General features: G+C 65.1%; 17 protein-coding genes and 2 other RNA genes. 14 read left to right on the forward strand and 5 right to left on the reverse strand.

The window, feature by feature from the left end; genetic code table 11:
- The first annotated feature begins 19 nt into the window (after positions 1–19).
- Positions 20–229, forward strand: coding sequence for a hypothetical protein (locus U1839_RS15655; protein ID WP_332804537.1), 210 nt, complete (start codon positions 20–22; stop codon positions 227–229).
- A gap of 33 nt (positions 230–262) precedes the next feature.
- Positions 263–360: signal recognition particle sRNA small type (gene ffs / locus U1839_RS15660), an RNA gene on the forward strand.
- 48 nt (positions 361–408) lie between these two features.
- Here ffs and U1839_RS15665 read toward each other — a convergent pair.
- Positions 409–1590 (reverse strand): hypothetical protein, encoded by a 1182-nt coding sequence (locus tag U1839_RS15665; protein WP_332804538.1) that lies wholly within the window; start codon positions 1588–1590, stop codon positions 409–411.
- A gap of 30 nt (positions 1591–1620) precedes the next feature.
- Here U1839_RS15665 and U1839_RS15670 point away from each other — a divergent pair, with 30 nt between their 5' ends.
- Genes U1839_RS15670 through U1839_RS15680 form a run of 3 tightly spaced genes read left to right on the forward strand, consistent with a single transcriptional unit; the run spans position 1621 to position 3888 of the window.
- Positions 1621–3264: a DNA polymerase III subunit gamma/tau gene (locus U1839_RS15670; protein WP_332804539.1), complete on the forward strand. Its 1644-nt coding sequence runs from the start codon at positions 1621–1623 to the stop codon at positions 3262–3264.
- Positions 3261–3584 carry a YbaB/EbfC family nucleoid-associated protein gene (locus U1839_RS15675; protein WP_332804540.1) on the forward strand — a complete coding sequence of 108 codons (324 nt, stop codon included), beginning with the start codon at positions 3261–3263 and terminating at the stop codon, positions 3582–3584. Before U1839_RS15670 ends, U1839_RS15675 begins: the two co-directional genes overlap by 4 nt.
- 55 nt (positions 3585–3639) lie before the next feature.
- The gene (locus U1839_RS15680; protein ID WP_332804541.1) at positions 3640–3888 is read left to right on the forward strand and encodes a hypothetical protein; all 249 of its coding nucleotides are present in this window, start codon (positions 3640–3642) and stop codon (positions 3886–3888) included.
- Positions 3889–4040: 152 nt separating this feature from the next.
- Here U1839_RS15680 and mtgA read toward each other — a convergent pair whose 3' ends face one another.
- From mtgA to U1839_RS15700, 4 genes are read right to left on the reverse strand one after another with little or no spacing between them, the layout of a single operon-like run.
- Positions 4041–4745: a monofunctional biosynthetic peptidoglycan transglycosylase gene (gene mtgA, locus U1839_RS15685; RefSeq protein ID WP_332804542.1), complete on the reverse strand. Its 705-nt coding sequence runs from the start codon at positions 4743–4745 to the stop codon at positions 4041–4043.
- A gap of 19 nt (positions 4746–4764) precedes the next feature.
- Positions 4765–4962, reverse strand: coding sequence for a hypothetical protein (locus U1839_RS15690; RefSeq protein ID WP_332804580.1), 198 nt, complete (start codon positions 4960–4962; stop codon positions 4765–4767).
- Positions 4928–5833, reverse strand: coding sequence for an RNA polymerase sigma factor RpoH (rpoH, locus tag U1839_RS15695; RefSeq protein WP_281126248.1), 906 nt, complete (start codon positions 5831–5833; stop codon positions 4928–4930). The genes U1839_RS15690 and rpoH overlap by 35 nt, the downstream gene beginning before the upstream one ends.
- A 59-nt stretch (positions 5834–5892) precedes the next feature.
- Complete coding sequence (locus tag U1839_RS15700; RefSeq protein WP_332804543.1) at positions 5893–6843, reverse strand: RluA family pseudouridine synthase; 951 nt, start codon at positions 6841–6843, stop codon at positions 5893–5895.
- Positions 6844–6861: 18 nt separating this feature from the next.
- Between U1839_RS15700 and U1839_RS15705 the strand changes: the two genes are divergently transcribed.
- The 9 genes from U1839_RS15705 to rnpB all read left to right on the forward strand — a co-directional run bounded on the left by U1839_RS15705 (position 6862) and on the right by rnpB (position 14873).
- On the forward strand, positions 6862–7701 hold the full coding sequence (locus tag U1839_RS15705) for a DUF5071 domain-containing protein (RefSeq protein ID WP_332804544.1): 840 nt from the start codon (positions 6862–6864) through the stop codon (positions 7699–7701).
- A gap of 71 nt (positions 7702–7772) precedes the next feature.
- A complete protein-coding gene (locus U1839_RS15710; RefSeq protein ID WP_332804545.1) occupies positions 7773–8414 on the forward strand; it encodes a histidine phosphotransferase family protein in 642 nt (213 codons plus the stop codon).
- Positions 8415–8569: 155 nt separating this feature from the next.
- On the forward strand, positions 8570–10918 hold the full coding sequence (locus tag U1839_RS15715) for a chemotaxis protein CheA (RefSeq protein WP_332804546.1): 2349 nt from the start codon (positions 8570–8572) through the stop codon (positions 10916–10918).
- Positions 10918–11349: a chemotaxis protein CheW gene (locus tag U1839_RS15720; protein WP_332804547.1), complete on the forward strand. Its 432-nt coding sequence runs from the start codon at positions 10918–10920 to the stop codon at positions 11347–11349. The genes U1839_RS15715 and U1839_RS15720 overlap by 1 nt, the downstream gene beginning before the upstream one ends.
- 75 nt (positions 11350–11424) lie before the next feature.
- Positions 11425–11790 (forward strand): response regulator, encoded by a 366-nt coding sequence (locus U1839_RS15725; RefSeq protein ID WP_281126242.1) that lies wholly within the window; start codon positions 11425–11427, stop codon positions 11788–11790.
- 15 nt (positions 11791–11805) lie between these two features.
- Complete coding sequence (locus tag U1839_RS15730; protein ID WP_332804548.1) at positions 11806–12876, forward strand: chemotaxis protein CheB; 1071 nt, start codon at positions 11806–11808, stop codon at positions 12874–12876.
- Complete coding sequence (locus U1839_RS15735; RefSeq protein WP_332804549.1) at positions 12870–13724, forward strand: CheR family methyltransferase; 855 nt, start codon at positions 12870–12872, stop codon at positions 13722–13724. The genes U1839_RS15730 and U1839_RS15735 overlap by 7 nt, the downstream gene beginning before the upstream one ends.
- An 80-nt stretch (positions 13725–13804) precedes the next feature.
- Complete coding sequence (locus tag U1839_RS15740) at positions 13805–14494, forward strand: N-acetylmuramoyl-L-alanine amidase (protein ID WP_332804550.1); 690 nt, start codon at positions 13805–13807, stop codon at positions 14492–14494.
- A gap of 10 nt (positions 14495–14504) precedes the next feature.
- Positions 14505–14873: RNase P RNA component class A (gene rnpB, locus U1839_RS15745), an RNA gene on the forward strand.
- Positions 14874–14906 lie beyond the last annotated feature (33 nt).

The following is a 14906-nucleotide window of genomic DNA, read 5'->3' on the forward strand; positions in this document are numbered from 1 at the left end:
GCTCGCAGGAGAGAGGACCATGAAACTCATCGCTTTTGTTGCCGCCGCGCTCGTTGCTACGGCCGCGTTGACCGCGACGCCGGCCACCGCCGATCGCTGGCATGGCGGCCGCCATCACGCCTATGCAAAGTCCCATGCCTGGAAGTGGAAGAAGGTCTGTCGGACCCGCTATTATCATGGCCATAAGGGCACATGGTGCCGCAACATGCGCGTACATCGCCAACATTGACTTGATCGCGTCGCCCGGCACCGCCATATGCGGCGCGGGAGTCGGGCGGACGTGGTCGTCGCCAACCCGGTCAGATCCGGAAGGAAGCAGCCGCAACGATTTCGCCGCGGGTCGTCCCGGCTCCCACCCCTGGTCGTTCATGGGTGCGACTTGCCCATGGTCGCACCGCGCTGATTACATCAATTGAACGAGACGCCGATGCGCTTCGCTTCGGCGTCAAGCGCAGCTTCAATGCTGTGCCATTGGGGTCGCGTGGCGGCTTCGACTGTTGCCAGCCTGCCCATCATCGTGACGATCGCGCGGCACGCGCCTGGCTTGTCGCCTGCCGCTAACTTGCTCGAATAGCGGTTAGCGTCGTCGAGCATCTTCATTGCCGAGGTGAGGCCTTGCATGAGGTTGCCGCCAGCGGTGAGGCCGGACATCGCGATGTCCGCCATGCGCGCGGCGGAAACTTTCCCGGACTTGGTCAGGCGATCGGATTTCCATACCACAATGCGTTCGTGATACCCCATCACCGAGGCGACGAAGCGGGTCGCGGCGTCGGGCGTGCCGCCTGCGATTCCGTCGATTTGGCTTTGCCCTGCCGCCGTGGCGCACAAGGCGGGGTTGAGGGCGACTGGGCGCGGCATTGCAGGGAGTAAGGGCTTCGGCGTGCCAGGCGGCAGGTCTCCCAGCGCCTCATGGATTTGAATCGAGAGCAGGGCGACATTATCGCATGAGAAGGTCACTGCGGTGCCGAGGCGATCGAAATTGGCGCGAACCCCCATCGGTGGGTCCGCTTTCATGCTCGCCGCGTCCGCATAGAGATGCACGTCGCCCTCCGCTGGCGCGGGGTCGAGGAGCGAGATGTCCTCGGCTGTCATCTCGCTCCCCGCGACACGCCGCCTGGCCGTCCAGCCGAGTGCCTCGAACCGTTTCGCGAGATGGTCGATGACGGAAAGCGCCGTGGTCTGGTTTGCGAAATGCGCCTCGAAGTCCGCGCCGTAAAAGCGATTCGACCATTTTGTGGCGCTGAGAGCAACGCGTTCGAACGGCCGGGCGCTTTCTGGCAAAGGGCGCTGATCGAAGCCGGGCATCGATATCAGACTTGGGGGTAAATCGGTGCTGCCGAAACGGTACTGATAGACGCCGTCCTTGCTGCACATGCGTTCGATCGGCAACGCATCGACCTTGGCGAGCAGTGCGGCATCGACCGCTTGCGCGTTCGCCGGGCTGGAGATGGCAGCGAAGACCGGCAGTGCCAGTATGCAAAGTCGCTTCATTGTCTGATCCCCGATATCGCGGCGCCCGAGCAAGCGGCGTTCGCGGCCTTCCCTTCTATCTCGCGCTTTGCGATCGGCAAGCGATACGGGCTTCGACAATCCGACCGACGCACCCTAGATAGGGTGACAATGTCCGACTCCTTCGATCTTGGCGAACCGCCCCAGCCGCCGCGCGGCGACGCCTATCGCGTGCTGGCGCGCAAATATCGCCCGCAGACCTTTGGCGAGCTGATCGGGCAGGATGCCATGGTCACCACGCTCGGCAACGCGATCAAGCGCGGCCGGCTGGCGCATGCCTTTCTGCTCACCGGCGTGCGCGGGGTCGGCAAGACCTCGACGGCGCGACTCATCGCCAAGGCGCTCAACTGCATCGGCGCCGATGGGCATGGCGGCGCGACGATCGATCCGTGCGGGGTGTGCGAGCCGTGCCGCGCGATCACCGAAGGTCGCCATATCGATGTCATCGAGATGGACGCGGCGAGCCATACCGGCGTCGACGACGTGCGCGAAATCATCGACGCGTCGCGCTATTCGGCGGTGTCGGCGCGCTTCAAGATCTACATCATCGACGAAGTCCACATGCTGTCTAAGAACGCGTTCAACGCGCTGCTGAAGACGCTCGAGGAACCGCCGGCGCATGTGAAGTTCCTGTTCGCCACCACCGAGGTCAACAAGGTCCCGGTGACCGTGCTGTCGCGCTGCCAGCGCTTCGACCTGCGCCGCATCTCGGCCGAGACGCTCGCCGCGCATTTCGCGCGCGTGTCCGGGGCGGAACAGGTGACGGCCGAGCCCGAGGCGCTCGCATTGATCGCGCGCGCGGCGGAAGGCTCGGCGCGCGACGGCCTGTCGATCCTCGACCAGGCGATCGCCCATGCCGGGATCGAGGGCGGCGGCGTTACCGCCATGGCGGTGCGCGAGATGCTCGGCCTGTCGGATCGCGGCGCGATGCGCGACCTTCTCGGGCGGTTGTTGGCGGGCGACGGGCAGGGTTCTCTTGCCGGCCTGCGACGGCAATATGATCTAGGGGTCGACCCGCTCAGCGTGCTGCGCTCGCTGCTCGAGACGATCCACGCGACGACACTGATCAAGCTCGGCGCGGCGCCCGATCCGGGTCATGCCGCCGAGGAGCGCGAGGCACTGACCGGCTGGGCCGCGTCGCTGTCCTTCGCCGCGCTGCACCGCCTGTGGCAGTTGCTGCTCAAGGGTCATGACGAGGTCGCCCGTGCCGCGATGCCGATCGAGGCATGTGAGATGGTGCTGCTGCGCATCGTTCACGCGGCGACGCTGCCCGACCCGGGCGAGCTGGCGCGGATGCTCGCCAACGGCATGCCGGCCGCTGCCGCGCCGATGGCGCCGGCACTCGTGGCCAAGCCGGGCGAAGCACCGTTGCCGGCTTCGATTCACGAAATCGCCGAGCTGCTGGAGAATTCGGCCGAGCAGGCCTTGGCCTCGCGTCTCGCCTATCACGCCAGCCTCGTACGGTTGTCGGGTAGCGAACTGGTGCTGAGCGCAATGCGGCCGCTGCCCGCCGATTTCGTCGCCGAACTCGGCGTCACGCTCAAGCGTTTGACCGATCGCGTGTGGCGGATCACCACCGAACAGGTGCCCGGCGACCCGACGATCCGCGAACGGCTCGAAGCCGGGGCCGAGGCGATCAAGCAGCAGATACTCGCCACCCCGGTGGTAAGGGCGGCCTTCGAGGCTTTCCCCGACGCCGAAATCCCCAAGGAAGAATGGGACCGTCTGGTCTCGCTGAGGAGCAAAGCATCATGAAGGGCCTCGAAGACATCATGGCCATGGCGCAGAACGTCCAGAACGAGCTGCAAAAGGCCCAGGCCGGTCTCGACACGATCGAGGTCGAGGGCGCTGCGGGCGGCGGTCTGGTCAAGGTCACCGCATCAGCCAAGGGCCGGATCATCGGCATTTCGATCGACGATTCGCTGCTCGTGCCCAGCGAGAAGCAGATGCTCGAGGATCTCGTCGTCGCCGCGTTCAACGACGCCAAGGGCAAGGCCGACACCGCATCGAGCGCCGAAATGGCCAAGATGACCAGCGGCTTGCCGCTGCCGCCGGGGTTCAAGCTGCCCTTCTGACGGAACGTTCTGGCCGATCGCCTCGTTTTCGCTCCTCATCAAGAGGAGAAACACCATGGCCGATCAGATCACCGAAACCCCGCACACCACCGTTATCGAGCGCCGCGGCAGCGGTGGTGCCGTGCTCATTGGCATCGTCTTGCTGCTTGCTGTGCTTATCGGCGGTTACTTCCTGCTCAATCAGGGCAAGAACGACAATCTGCGAACGGACGCGGTCACCCAGGTTGCGAAGCAGGTCGGTGACGGAGCCCAGAAGGTCGGCGATTCGGCCCAGAAAGCGGCTGATGGCGCGACCAAGAACTGACGTTTAAAGCTCCGCGCGTTAAGTCGGGATCGTCTTATTATTTCCGTTCTCCCTGAGCTTGTCGAAGGGCTGTTCTTCTTTTCGACCGTAGACAGGAAGAACAGTGCTTCGACAAGCTCAGCACGAACGGTCGAGGTTTATCGCTCGATTCTCTAGCGTAGGCAGCTGTCCTGCCCGTCGTTGCGGATCACGCCCACCCAGCGGGTAATGGCGTTGCCGTGACGGCGGGTAAAGCCGTGTGGATCGACAGCATCGCGCTTCTTGGGCAGCGGCAGGATCGCGGCGATGCGCCCCGCCTCGGCCGGTGACAGCGTGGAGGCGTCGTGTCCGAAATAGCGCATCGCGCCGGCGTTGGCGCCGTAAGTGCCGATGCCCGTCTCGGCGACGTTGAGATAGACTTCCATGATCCGTCGCTTGCCCCAGATCGTCTCGATCAGCACGGTGAACCACGCCTCCAGCGCCTTGCGCGGATAGCCGCCGCCCTGGATCAGGAAGACGTTCTTGGCGGTCTGCTGGCTGATCGTCGAACCGCCGCGAATCCGTCCGCCGCGCGCATTGCGCTGAAACGCCTGCTGGATCGCGTCGAAATCGAAGCCATGGTGGATACAGAAGCGCGCATCTTCGCCGGCGATGGCGGCGCGCGCCATGTCGGGGTCGATCCGCGACAGCGGCATCCAGCTCTTGGTAAGGCCGTTGCCCTCGATCGCGTTACCTACCATCGTCAGCGTGATCGGCGGGGGGATGAAGCGATAGAGCGCGACCCACAGGATCGAACCCAGGACAAAGCATAGCAACGACGCAAGGACGCCGCGGACAATGCGCACGGCAAGCGATCGGCGCCGGGGCGGGCTCGCCATTGATCCTACCGTCGCCAAATCAGCGCGCCACCTTGCGGCCGGGAAGTTCAATCGAGCGCCGCACCAAGATCTCCGGTCCCATCATCGACGGGCATCGTATCGCGCTCGCGTCATACATGTCCACAAGCGCGGGCAGGGCGGCGGGCCGCGCCGTCGCGAACAGGACGACGCGGCCGTCGGCGTTACGCCGCGACGAGCATCCGGCGGTCGCCGGCAATGCGCATCATCGCCTTTTGCAGCTTCTCGAAGGCGCGGACCTCGATCTGGCGGACGCGCTCGCGGCTGACGCCATAGACCTGGCTCAACTCCTCCAGCGTCTTGGGGTCGTCGGTCAGGCGGCGCTCGGTGAGGATGTGCTTCTCGCGCTCGTTGAGATCGTCCATCGCCGAGACCAGCATGTCGTGGCGGACATCGGCTTCCTGCGCCTCGGCGACGACCGTGTCCTGCAGCGGCGAGTCGTCGGCCAGCCAATCCTGCCACTGGCCCTCGCCGTCCTCGCGCATCGGCACGTTGAGCGAGGTGTCGCCGCCCATCGCCATGCGGCGGTTCATGCTGGTCACCTCGTCCTCGGTCACGCCAAGGTCGGTCGCGATTTTGGCGAGATGCTCGGGGCTCAGATCGCCGTCCTCGAACGCATCGAGCTTCGACTTCATCCGGCGCAGGTTGAAGAACAGCTTCTTCTGCGCCGCGGTGGTGCCCATCTTCACCAGGCTCCACGAGCGCAGGATGAACTCCTGGATCGAGGCGCGGATCCACCACATGGCATAGGTCGCGAGGCGGAAGCCGCGATCGGCCTCGAACTTCTTCACGCCCTGCATCAGCCCGATATTGCCCTCGGAAATCAGCTCGGACACGGGAAGACCATAGCCGCGATAACCCATCGCTATCTTGGCGACGAGGCGCAGATGCGAGGTCACCAGCTGCGCTGCCGCATCGGTGTCGCCATGTTCCTCGAAGCGCTTGGCGAGCATATATTCCTGCTCGGGCGCGAGGATCGGAAATTTCTTGATCTCGGACAGATAGCGGTTGAGGCTTGCCTCGCCGCCAAGAGCAGGGATCGTCGCGGGGACGTTGCTGCGGTTTGCCATGATCGTGTCTCCCTTTCCTTGGCCCGGTTGCCGCTTCCTAGCGACGTCCGCGCCGATACCTATACCGTGAGTCTACTGAACAGTTCCTGCATGTCCGCAGGCATTTCGCTATCGAACGCCAAAGCGTTACTTTTCACAGGATGGATGAACCCCAGCCGCGCGGCGTGCAAGGCCTGACGGCGGAAACCGATCGTTTCGAGAATCGGCTTGTGGACTGGTTTTGTTCTACCATAAACCGGGTCGCCAATCAAGGGGTGGCCGAGCGAAGCCATGTGGACGCGCACCTGGTGAGTCCGGCCGGTCTCCAGCCGACATTCGACCAAAGTCGCATCCTTAAGTCGGGTGATCGTGCTGTAATGCGTCATCGCGCGCTTGCCGCCGGCGACGATCGCGATCTTCTTGCGGTTCTGCGGGTTGCGCGCGAGCGGCGCATCGACGCTTCCTTCGGAAGGGATCGGCCGGCCCGAGACGATTGCCTTGTAGCGACGATCGATCGAATGCGCGGCGAACTGCCGGGCGAGGCCCTCATGCGCACGGTCGGTCTTGGCGGCGACCATCAGGCCTGACGTGTCCTTGTCGATGCGGTGGACGATACCCGGCCGTGCTACCCCACCAATGCCCGAAAGGTTACCCGCACAATGGTGCAGTAGCGCGTTGACCAGCGTACCATCGAAATTGCCCGCCGCCGGATGCACCACCAGCCCGGCCTGCTTGTCGATGACGATGAGATATTCGTCTTCGAACACGATGTTGAGCGCAATGTCCTGCGCTTCGTTATGCGCCGGAGTCGGTTCGGGCACGACGATGGTGAACAGCAGACCGCCATCGATCTTGCGCGCGGGATCGCGGGCGAGGTTGCCGGCAGGATCGCTAACCGCACCTGAGGAAATCAGCGCCTTCAATCGCTCGCGCGACATGGTCGGCACGGCGTCGGCTAGTGCGCGATCCAGACGCCAGCCCTTGGCCTCGTCCGAAATCCGCGCTTCGATAGTGGAAACCCCCCGGGTCATTCGGCTAGAGAAATGGGAATGAAGCTGGAAATTTCAAGAGACGCGTTAGCGGGAATTCGCGCTGAAGCTGCTGCCGCTCTTCCCTTGGAAGCTTGTGGTCTCTTGTTCGGTGATGCGGACCGGATAAATGGCTGGCAGGTTGCGAACAATGTCGCGACGCATCCTGAAACCGAGTTTGAAATTGATCCTGCCGCGCTTTTCGCGGCTCAGCGTGCCGAGCGGGCGAACGGTCCGCGCCTGATAGGCTATTGGCACTCGCATCCGTCGGGCAACGTCTGGCCCTCTTCACGCGATCTAGCCGCGGCGGAGGACGATGGCAGATTCTGGGTAATTGTCGCGGGCGAAGATGTCGCGGCGTGGCACGTGGTGATCAGTGAGATATTCGACACAGTCGAGGAAGGCACCACTTGGAACATGATATCGAGCGGAGCCACCAGCAAGGGCTTTTGGCATGTTCCGCTTTTGACCGGGGAAATTCGCCATCTGGTTCCGCGGAGCAAATCGGATCTGGATTTGCTGCCGGCGATCGCCGAAGCGGGTTATCCCGCGATTGCACCCATTCTCAACGACCTGTTAGCATGGACTGCCGATCCGAACTGGCCAATCTGCGTCCCACTGATCGATTATCTGGTGACGTTGGGCGCGCCGATGGTCGAACCGATCCGACTTGTGCTGCGCGGCGACGATGGCGGTCACAAGTCGGTGTGTCTGAAAGGTATGGTCCCGGAGCTTCCGCGAAGCGCGCAAGCGCGGCTTCGTGACGACCTGCGGAGATTGGCCGAGCGACCGAGTGAAGACGATCGCGATGAAGAGGTCAATGTTGAGGCGCGGAAAATTCTGGCCGCTCTGGACAAATAAGGCCCATAGCATGTTGCGAGCCGCGCTTCGCTGCGTCAGAAGCGGCCGATAATTAGAAAGACCCGTCCTTAATGTCCATCAGTCCCGTCGATTTCGCCAGCCTCCTGTGCTCGCGCCTGTGCCACGACCTGCTCAGCCCGGTCGGCGCGCTCAATAACGGGCTCGAACTGCTCGCCGACGAGCATGATCCCGAGATGCGCCAGCGCTGCCTCGAATTGCTTGGCGAAAGTGCCAAGGCTTCGGCCAACAAGCTGAAATTCTTCCGTCTCGCGTTCGGTGCCGCCGGCGGCTTCGGCGAGACGATCGATACGCGTGAGGCGCGCGCCGCGATCGAGGGGCTGTTCGGCGCAAACCACCGCGTCAATCTCGGCTGGCTGATCGAGGATCCGACGCTCCCCAAGGGCGGGATCAAGGTGCTGCTCAATCTCGCGCTGCTGGCCGGCGACGCGCTGATTCGCGGCGGGCAACTCGACATCGGCGCCGAATATCAAAATGGTCAGGTCGAGATCGTCGTGCGGGCCGAAGGCCCGCGCATCATCCTCGATGCGGAACTGCGGCAGGCGCTGCTCGGTGAAACCGGCGACGCCGTCGTCACGCCACGGGCGGCGGCGGCCTATCTCGTCCATGCGCTGGTCGCTGAGGGTGGCGGCACCGTGCAGGTTTCCGAGGCCGGCGAGCCGGTGTTGCTGTTCGGCGCAACCTTCAAGGCTTAAACGCCACCTTAACGCTTTGTTGTCCATGCTTTGACCTGCGCCCTGATGCATCGCACCCGATCTCGGTCGGGCGCGGCGTGGCAGGGCATTTGTGGTCGCATCGTTATCGCTGAAAACCGGTACCCATTTTCAGGACGATGCTCTGGCGGGGCACCATGGACGATCTGCTACAGGAATTCATCGCCGAGACGCGCGAGACGCTCGAAGCGCTCTCCGGCGAGATCGTCGCGTGGGAATCGGCGCCGGAAAACCGTGACCGACTCGATGCGATCTTCCGCTTCGTCCACACGGTGAAGGGCAGCTGCGGTTTTCTCGACCTGCCGCGCCTCGCCCGCCTCAGCCATGCCGCCGAGGATGTGCTCGCCGCCGTGCGCGATGGGCGCCGCACCCCCGATACCGCACTCGTCAACGCCGTGCTGGCGATCGTCGATCGCATCGGCGAGATCGTCGAAGCGATCGACGTCGGCACGGCGCTCGACGATTCGGGCGAGGATCTGTTGATCGCCGCGCTCGACAAGGATGTTGGGGAAGCGAATGGCGGCGGTCAGGACGCGGGTCCGCTCGCTCCATCGCCCGCCCTCTCGGCCAGCCAGGGAACCGCCGCCCGCAACGCTAGCCGCAGCGTGCGGCTCAACGTCGATTTGCTCGACCGCATGATGAGCGGCATGTCGGACATGGTGCTGGCGCGCAACGAGCTGGCGCGGCGACTGCGCGACGACGATGTCGATCCCGGCGTCGAAGCTGCGCTCGAACGGCTGTCGCTGACCGTCGCCGAGATGCGCGACACCGTTACCCGCACGCGCATGCAGAAGATCGACGCGCTGTTCTCGGCGCTGCCGCGGATGGTCCGCGATACCGCGGCCGAGGTCGGCAAATGCGTCACGCTCCACATCGAAGGTGCCGATGTCGAGCTCGATCGCGAGATGATCGAGATGATGCGTGATCCGCTGGTCCACATCGTCCGCAACGCGATCGACCATGGCATCGAGGCGCCGGTCGAGCGCCGCGCCGCCGGCAAGCGCGAGGCCGGCCGGCTCGAAATTGCCGCGCGTCAGTCGGGCAATCAGATCATCATCGAGATCACCGATGACGGGCGGGGAATCGATACCGACCGGCTCGTTCGCAAGGTAGCCGCGCAAGGATTGCGCAGCGAGGCCGAGCTTCGCGCGCTGAGCGATAAGGCAAAGCTCGACCTCGTGTTCGAGGCCGGCCTGTCGACCAAGGACGTCGTCACCGCGATTTCGGGGCGCGGCGTCGGGATGGACGTGGTGCGCGCCAATGTCGAACAGATTGGCGGGCGGATCGATCTGTTCAACACGCCCGGCAAAGGGCTGTGCATCGCGATCCACGTACCCCTGACATTATCGATCATTTCGACCATCGGCGTCGGCGTGGAAGGACAGCGGTTCGCGCTGCCACGCCAGTCGATCGAGGAAATCGTGCGCGTCGGTGGCGACGCGATCCGCATCGACATGCTCGGCGACACGCCTACCGCGACGGTGCGCGATCGCCGTCTGCCCTTTGTCGATCTCGGCAAGGTGCTCGGCTTCAAGCGCGACGCGCATACCGTACCGATGCTCGCGATCGTCAGCATTTCGGGCGGCAGCTATGCGCTGGCGGTCGACGACGTGCTCGACACCGAGGAGCTGGTCATCAAGCCGGCGGCGCCGGCCGTGATGGCGGCGGGCGTCTATGCCGGCCAGACACTGCCCGACAGCGGGCTGCCAATGCTGCTGCTCGATTGCGCCGGCATCGCCGCCGTTGCCGGCCTGCACTTCACGCGTACCGCCAATGTCGAAGAAGTCGAGGTCGCGGAGGTCGAGGACAAGACGGCGGCGCTGCTGTTCGTCGATCTCGATGGCGCGCGCCGGCTCGTGCCGCTGGCGATCATCGACCGGATCGAGCTGGTTCCGACCGACGCCATCCGCTTCTCGGCGGGCCGCCTGCGGCTCACCACCGACAATGGGATCGTGCCGCTGGTGGCGATGGGCACCTGGCAGGATCGCGGCGCGGTCGCCGTGCTGCGCCTGCGCGATGGCGAATGCGAGATCGGCTATGCGATTGGCGAGGCGCTCGACATCTTCGATCTGCCGACCGAGCTCGTTCCCGCCGCGGAACCTGGGCCGGTTGCCGGCGTGGTTGCGCTCGATGGCGAGCAGGTCGAGCTGCTCGATCTCTACTGGTTGTTCGCCCATCACGGCGCCGACCGATCGCCCGCGACGCCGCCGGTTTGCCTGATCGACGGTGCGGATCAGGCCTGGATGATGACGTTCCTCAAGCCCGTTCTCGAAGGCGCCGGCTACCGCGTGGCGGCAAAGTTGCGCAAGAACGAGAGCGCGGCGGTCGTGTTGACGATGGATAGCGCGCCGTCGGATGCCGCGACGACGGCGCCGGTCATTCGTTTGCGTCGCGACGCCAACGCTTCGGCGAATGACGCCAGCATCTATCGCTACGATCGGCCAGGCTTGCTGGCCGCGCTCGCGCATTCGGCGGGAGGCCGCTAATGTCCCGACTCTTTCTGATCGCCCAGATCGCCGGCCGCGCCGTGGCGATCGATTCCGCCCAGGTCGAATCGGTCGTCGATATCGGTACGATCGTCCCCGTGCCCGGTGCCGGTCGGCAGATTCATGGCCTTGCCGCGTTGCGCAGCCGCGTGGTCACGGTGATCGACACGCGCGTTGCGCTGGGCCTCGACCATGCCGCCAGCCATGCGACCCGCGCCGTCATCACGCAGCATGACGGGCACAATTATGCGATTCTGGTCGACGTGCTCGAGGATGTCGCACCGTTCGACCATGCGCCGCTGTCGTCGGGCATCGTGCTCGATGCCGGGTGGCGTGCCGCCGGCTGCGGGATCGTCGAACGCGACGGCGAACCGGTGCTCGTGATCGACCTGCGTGCGCTCATCCCGGGCGCCGTCGCGGTCGCGGCATAATCAACCGCCATTAACGAGAACATCACCCATTTGCGGCAAACCCGCCCGATAGTCCGTGTAGCAGGATGTTGAACGATGAAGACGTGCCTCGTGGTCGACGATTCCAAGGTGATCCGCAAGGTGGCGCGCCACATTCTCGAGACGCTCAATTTCGAGGTCAGCGAGGCGGGCGACGGTCGCGAGGCGCTCGACGCGTGCCTCGCCTCGGCACCCGACGTCGTCCTGCTCGACTGGAACATGCCCGTGATGAGCGGGATGGATTTTCTCCGTGCCCTGCGTGAGAGCGCACTCGCCAGCCGACCGAAGGTGGTGTTCTGCACGACCGAGAACGGCATGGCGCACATCAGGGCGGCGATCGAGGCCGGCGCCGACGAATATGTCATGAAACCGTTCGATCGCGAGACGCTGGAAAGCAAGTTGCAGATCGTCGGAATGGCCTGATCGGCTCGCGTCGCCATGTCATTGATCTCGCTCAGGGCTGACGCGCCGGCACGAAGCCGCCAGGACAGTCCACGCATCCTCATCGTCGATGACTCGGTCGTTGCGCGGGCGGTCATTGCGCGTGCCGTCGAAAGCAGCGGCCGATTCGCGGTCGCCGGCGCGGAGCCGAACGCCGACGCTGCACTCGGCTTTCTGCGCCAGCACCGCGTCGATGCGATCATCCTCGATATCGAGATGCCCGGCATCAGTGGCCTGGCGGCGCTGCCCGATCTGATCGAGGCCGGTGCGGGCGCCAAGGTCCTGATCGTTTCATCGTCGTGCGGCGAAGGTGCCGCTGCGACGATCGAGGCTTTGGCGCTCGGCGCGGCCGATACGCTGGTCAAGCCCGAGGCGGGCGGATTCACCGGCGGCTTCTCGGCCGCGATCGGCGAGAAGCTCGCGCGGTTGTTCGAGGCCGCGCCGACCGGCGTGGCAATCATGTCAGCGGTCGCCGGGAGCCCCGCGACCAGCTTCGACATCGTCGCGATCGGCGCTTCGACCGGGGGGATCCACGCGCTGAGCCTGTTGCTGCGCGAAATTCCCGCCGGCTTTCCGTTGCCGATCCTCGTCACCCAGCATTTGCCGGCGAGCTTCATGCCTTATTTTGCGGCGCAAGTGTCGGTGCTCGCGGCCCGCCCGTGCGATGTCGCGACCGATCATATGCGGATCCGACCGGGCCGCGTGGTGATCGCCCCCGGCGACGCGCATATCCGCGTCGTGGCGAGCGGCGAGGGCGCGGCGATCCGTCTTTCGACCGAGCCCGTCCGGAGCGGTTGTCTTCCTTCAGTCGACCCGATGTTCGACAGCCTGGCCGAAGTTTACGGCGCGCGCGCGCTCGGGGTGGTGCTGAGCGGCATGGGACGCGACGGGGCGGAAGGCGCGCAGCGCATGATCGCGCGCGGCGCGAGCGTCGTGGTGCAGGATCAGGCGAGCTCGGTCGTGTGGGGCATGCCCGGCGCGGTCGCGGCGAGCGGCGCGGCAAGCGCCATTCTCGCCCCGGTCGATATCGGCAAGCTCATCGCGGCGCGCCGGCGGCCAGGATGTTGAATCCGGTTCCGCGTCCGCGCGCCGGCGGTGGCGCCAGTGTCTTCGCGTCGCTGCTCGAATCCCGTACCGGGCAGGAGCTCGATGCGGGTCGCGAATGGCGCATCGAAACCGCACTCAAACCGGTACTGCGCGAACGCGGCCTCGATTCGCTCGATCAGCTTGCCGCAGCGCTGCTCGCGGCGCCCGACAAGGCGGTTGCTGATCAGATCGTCGATGCGCTGCTCAACCAGGAAACCTCGTTCTTCCGCGATTCGGCTGTGCTGGACCTCGTCGCACAGGCTGTCGCGACGCTGCGTGGCACCGACCTCAATCGTCGTATCCGAATCTGGTCGGCGGGTTGTTCTTCCGGTCAGGAGCCTCTGTCGCTGGCGATGCTGTTCGCCGAGCAGACGGGCGACGACGACCAGCTTCCCGAGATCATCGCGACCGATATTTCGGAAGCTTCGATCGCGCGTGGCCGGGCCGGGCGTTATTCGCAGTTCGAGATTCAGCGCGGCCTGTCTGTACGGCGCATGATGCGCTGGTTCGAGACGGTCGGCGATGACTGGGTCGCGCGCGCAGAGCTGGTGCGCCGCGTGCAGTTCCGTCAGCTCAATCTCGTCGCCGACCCGCTGCCGATCGGGCGCTTCGACGTCATCCTGTGTCGTAACGTGCTGCTATATTTTGGCCCGGCGATGCGCCGCCATGTCTTTGCGCGGCTTGCCGAGGTGCTGCGGCCAGGCGGCCTGCTCGTGCTCGGCGCGGGCGAGACGGTGATCGGCCAGACTGAGGCGTTCCGCCCGAGCCCGACCTATCGCGGCCTGTACGAGCCGACCGGGGTGATCGACAAGGACGCGGCGGCCGCCTGAGCGGGGCTTGGACGCACGTCGGCGTTGTGTTTCGTCGCGACGCCGCCCATTGTCGCGCGATGCCGGACGAGAAGGGGGCCATGACGATCATCGAGACGCCCTCGCCCAATTTCAACGAGCGCAGGCTGCCGGTGTCGATGATCGTGCTGCATTATACCGGCATGGTCGACGGCGGCGCTGCGTTGGAGCGTCTGTGCGACCCGGTCGCCGAAGTGTCGTCGCACTACCTCATCGATGAGGACGGCACGATCCACCGCCTGGTCGCCGAGGAGAAGCGCGCCTGGCATGCCGGCAAATCGCGCTGGCGCGGCATCGAGGACGTCAATTCGGCCAGCATCGGCATCGAGCTGGTCAATCCCGGCCATGAATTCGGCTATCGCCCCTATAGCGAGGAACAGATCGACGCGCTGGTGCCACTGCTGTCGGCGATCAAGGAACGGCACGGCATTACCCGCGGCAATGTTGTCGGCCATTCCGACATCGCGCCGATGCGCAAGCAGGATCCGGGTGAGCTGTTTCCCTGGAACCGGCTTGCCCGTGTGCGCCTCGCGCTGCCGCGCCCAACGAAGAACCTCATGGATCCGGGCTGGAGCGACGCCGGCTTTCTCGTCGCGCTCGAACGCTTCGGCTACGACGTCACCGACAAGCTCGCCGCGATCGTCGCGTTCCAGCGCCGCTACCGCCCCGAGCTGATCGATGGCACGATTGACGGCGAGTGCCGCTGTATCCTGCTCGCACTGCTGTTGCCAAAACCCCAGGGTGACGCGTAAGCGGATCTCACCAGAGGGCCGGGCGGCCGCGGGGTGTTTCGGCACCGCGAGGAAAGTCCGGGCTCCGCGAAACGACGGTGCCGGGTAACGCCCGGCGGGGGTGACCCTAGGGAAAGTGCCACAGAGAGCAGACCGCCAACGCCCTTCGGGGTGCGGCAAGGGTGAAAGGGTGCGGCAAGAGCGCACCGCGCGACCGGTAACGGAAGCGGCATGGCAAACCCCACCGGGAGCAAGACCGAATAGGGGCGGCATATGGGCTTCGTTTCAGCTCGTCGCCCGGGTTGGTTGCTTGAGCCGGCATGCAAATGCCGGCCTAGAGGAATGGTCGCCGCCGTCCGCAAGGGCGGCACAGAACCCGGCTTACAGGCCCTCTGGTATTTTCCCCGTCCGTACCGCATGTTGCTGCAATCAT

The organism is Parasphingomonas halimpatiens (genome assembly GCF_036663795.1).
In the GTDB taxonomy this organism is placed as follows: Bacteria; Pseudomonadota; Alphaproteobacteria; order Sphingomonadales; family Sphingomonadaceae; genus Sphingomonas.

What these genes read in the sequence shown, in the direction of transcription:
- U1839_RS15740 (WP_332804550.1), top strand. Translation starts at nt 13,805, where the DNA reads ATGACGATCATCGAGACGCCCTCGCCCAATTTCAACGAGCGCAGGCTG.
- U1839_RS15680 (WP_332804541.1), top strand. Translation starts at nt 3,640, where the DNA reads ATGGCCGATCAGATCACCGAAACCCCGCACACCACCGTTATCGAGCGC.
- U1839_RS15710 (WP_332804545.1), top strand. Translation starts at nt 7,773, where the DNA reads ATGTCCATCAGTCCCGTCGATTTCGCCAGCCTCCTGTGCTCGCGCCTG.
- rpoH (WP_281126248.1), bottom strand. Translation starts at nt 5,833, where the DNA reads ATGGCAAACCGCAGCAACGTCCCCGCGACGATCCCTGCTCTTGGCGGC.
- U1839_RS15720 (WP_332804547.1), top strand. Translation starts at nt 10,918, where the DNA reads ATGTCCCGACTCTTTCTGATCGCCCAGATCGCCGGCCGCGCCGTGGCG.
- U1839_RS15715 (WP_332804546.1), top strand. Translation starts at nt 8,570, where the DNA reads ATGGACGATCTGCTACAGGAATTCATCGCCGAGACGCGCGAGACGCTC.
- U1839_RS15670 (WP_332804539.1), top strand. Translation starts at nt 1,621, where the DNA reads ATGTCCGACTCCTTCGATCTTGGCGAACCGCCCCAGCCGCCGCGCGGC.
- U1839_RS15725 (WP_281126242.1), top strand. Translation starts at nt 11,425, where the DNA reads ATGAAGACGTGCCTCGTGGTCGACGATTCCAAGGTGATCCGCAAGGTG.
- U1839_RS15655 (WP_332804537.1), top strand. Translation starts at nt 20, where the DNA reads ATGAAACTCATCGCTTTTGTTGCCGCCGCGCTCGTTGCTACGGCCGCG.
- U1839_RS15735 (WP_332804549.1), top strand. Translation starts at nt 12,870, where the DNA reads ATGTTGAATCCGGTTCCGCGTCCGCGCGCCGGCGGTGGCGCCAGTGTC.
- mtgA (WP_332804542.1), bottom strand. Translation starts at nt 4,745, where the DNA reads ATGGCGAGCCCGCCCCGGCGCCGATCGCTTGCCGTGCGCATTGTCCGC.
- U1839_RS15700 (WP_332804543.1), bottom strand. Translation starts at nt 6,843, where the DNA reads ATGACCCGGGGGGTTTCCACTATCGAAGCGCGGATTTCGGACGAGGCC.
- U1839_RS15730 (WP_332804548.1), top strand. Translation starts at nt 11,806, where the DNA reads ATGTCATTGATCTCGCTCAGGGCTGACGCGCCGGCACGAAGCCGCCAG.
- U1839_RS15675 (WP_332804540.1), top strand. Translation starts at nt 3,261, where the DNA reads ATGAAGGGCCTCGAAGACATCATGGCCATGGCGCAGAACGTCCAGAAC.
- U1839_RS15705 (WP_332804544.1), top strand. Translation starts at nt 6,862, where the DNA reads ATGAAGCTGGAAATTTCAAGAGACGCGTTAGCGGGAATTCGCGCTGAA.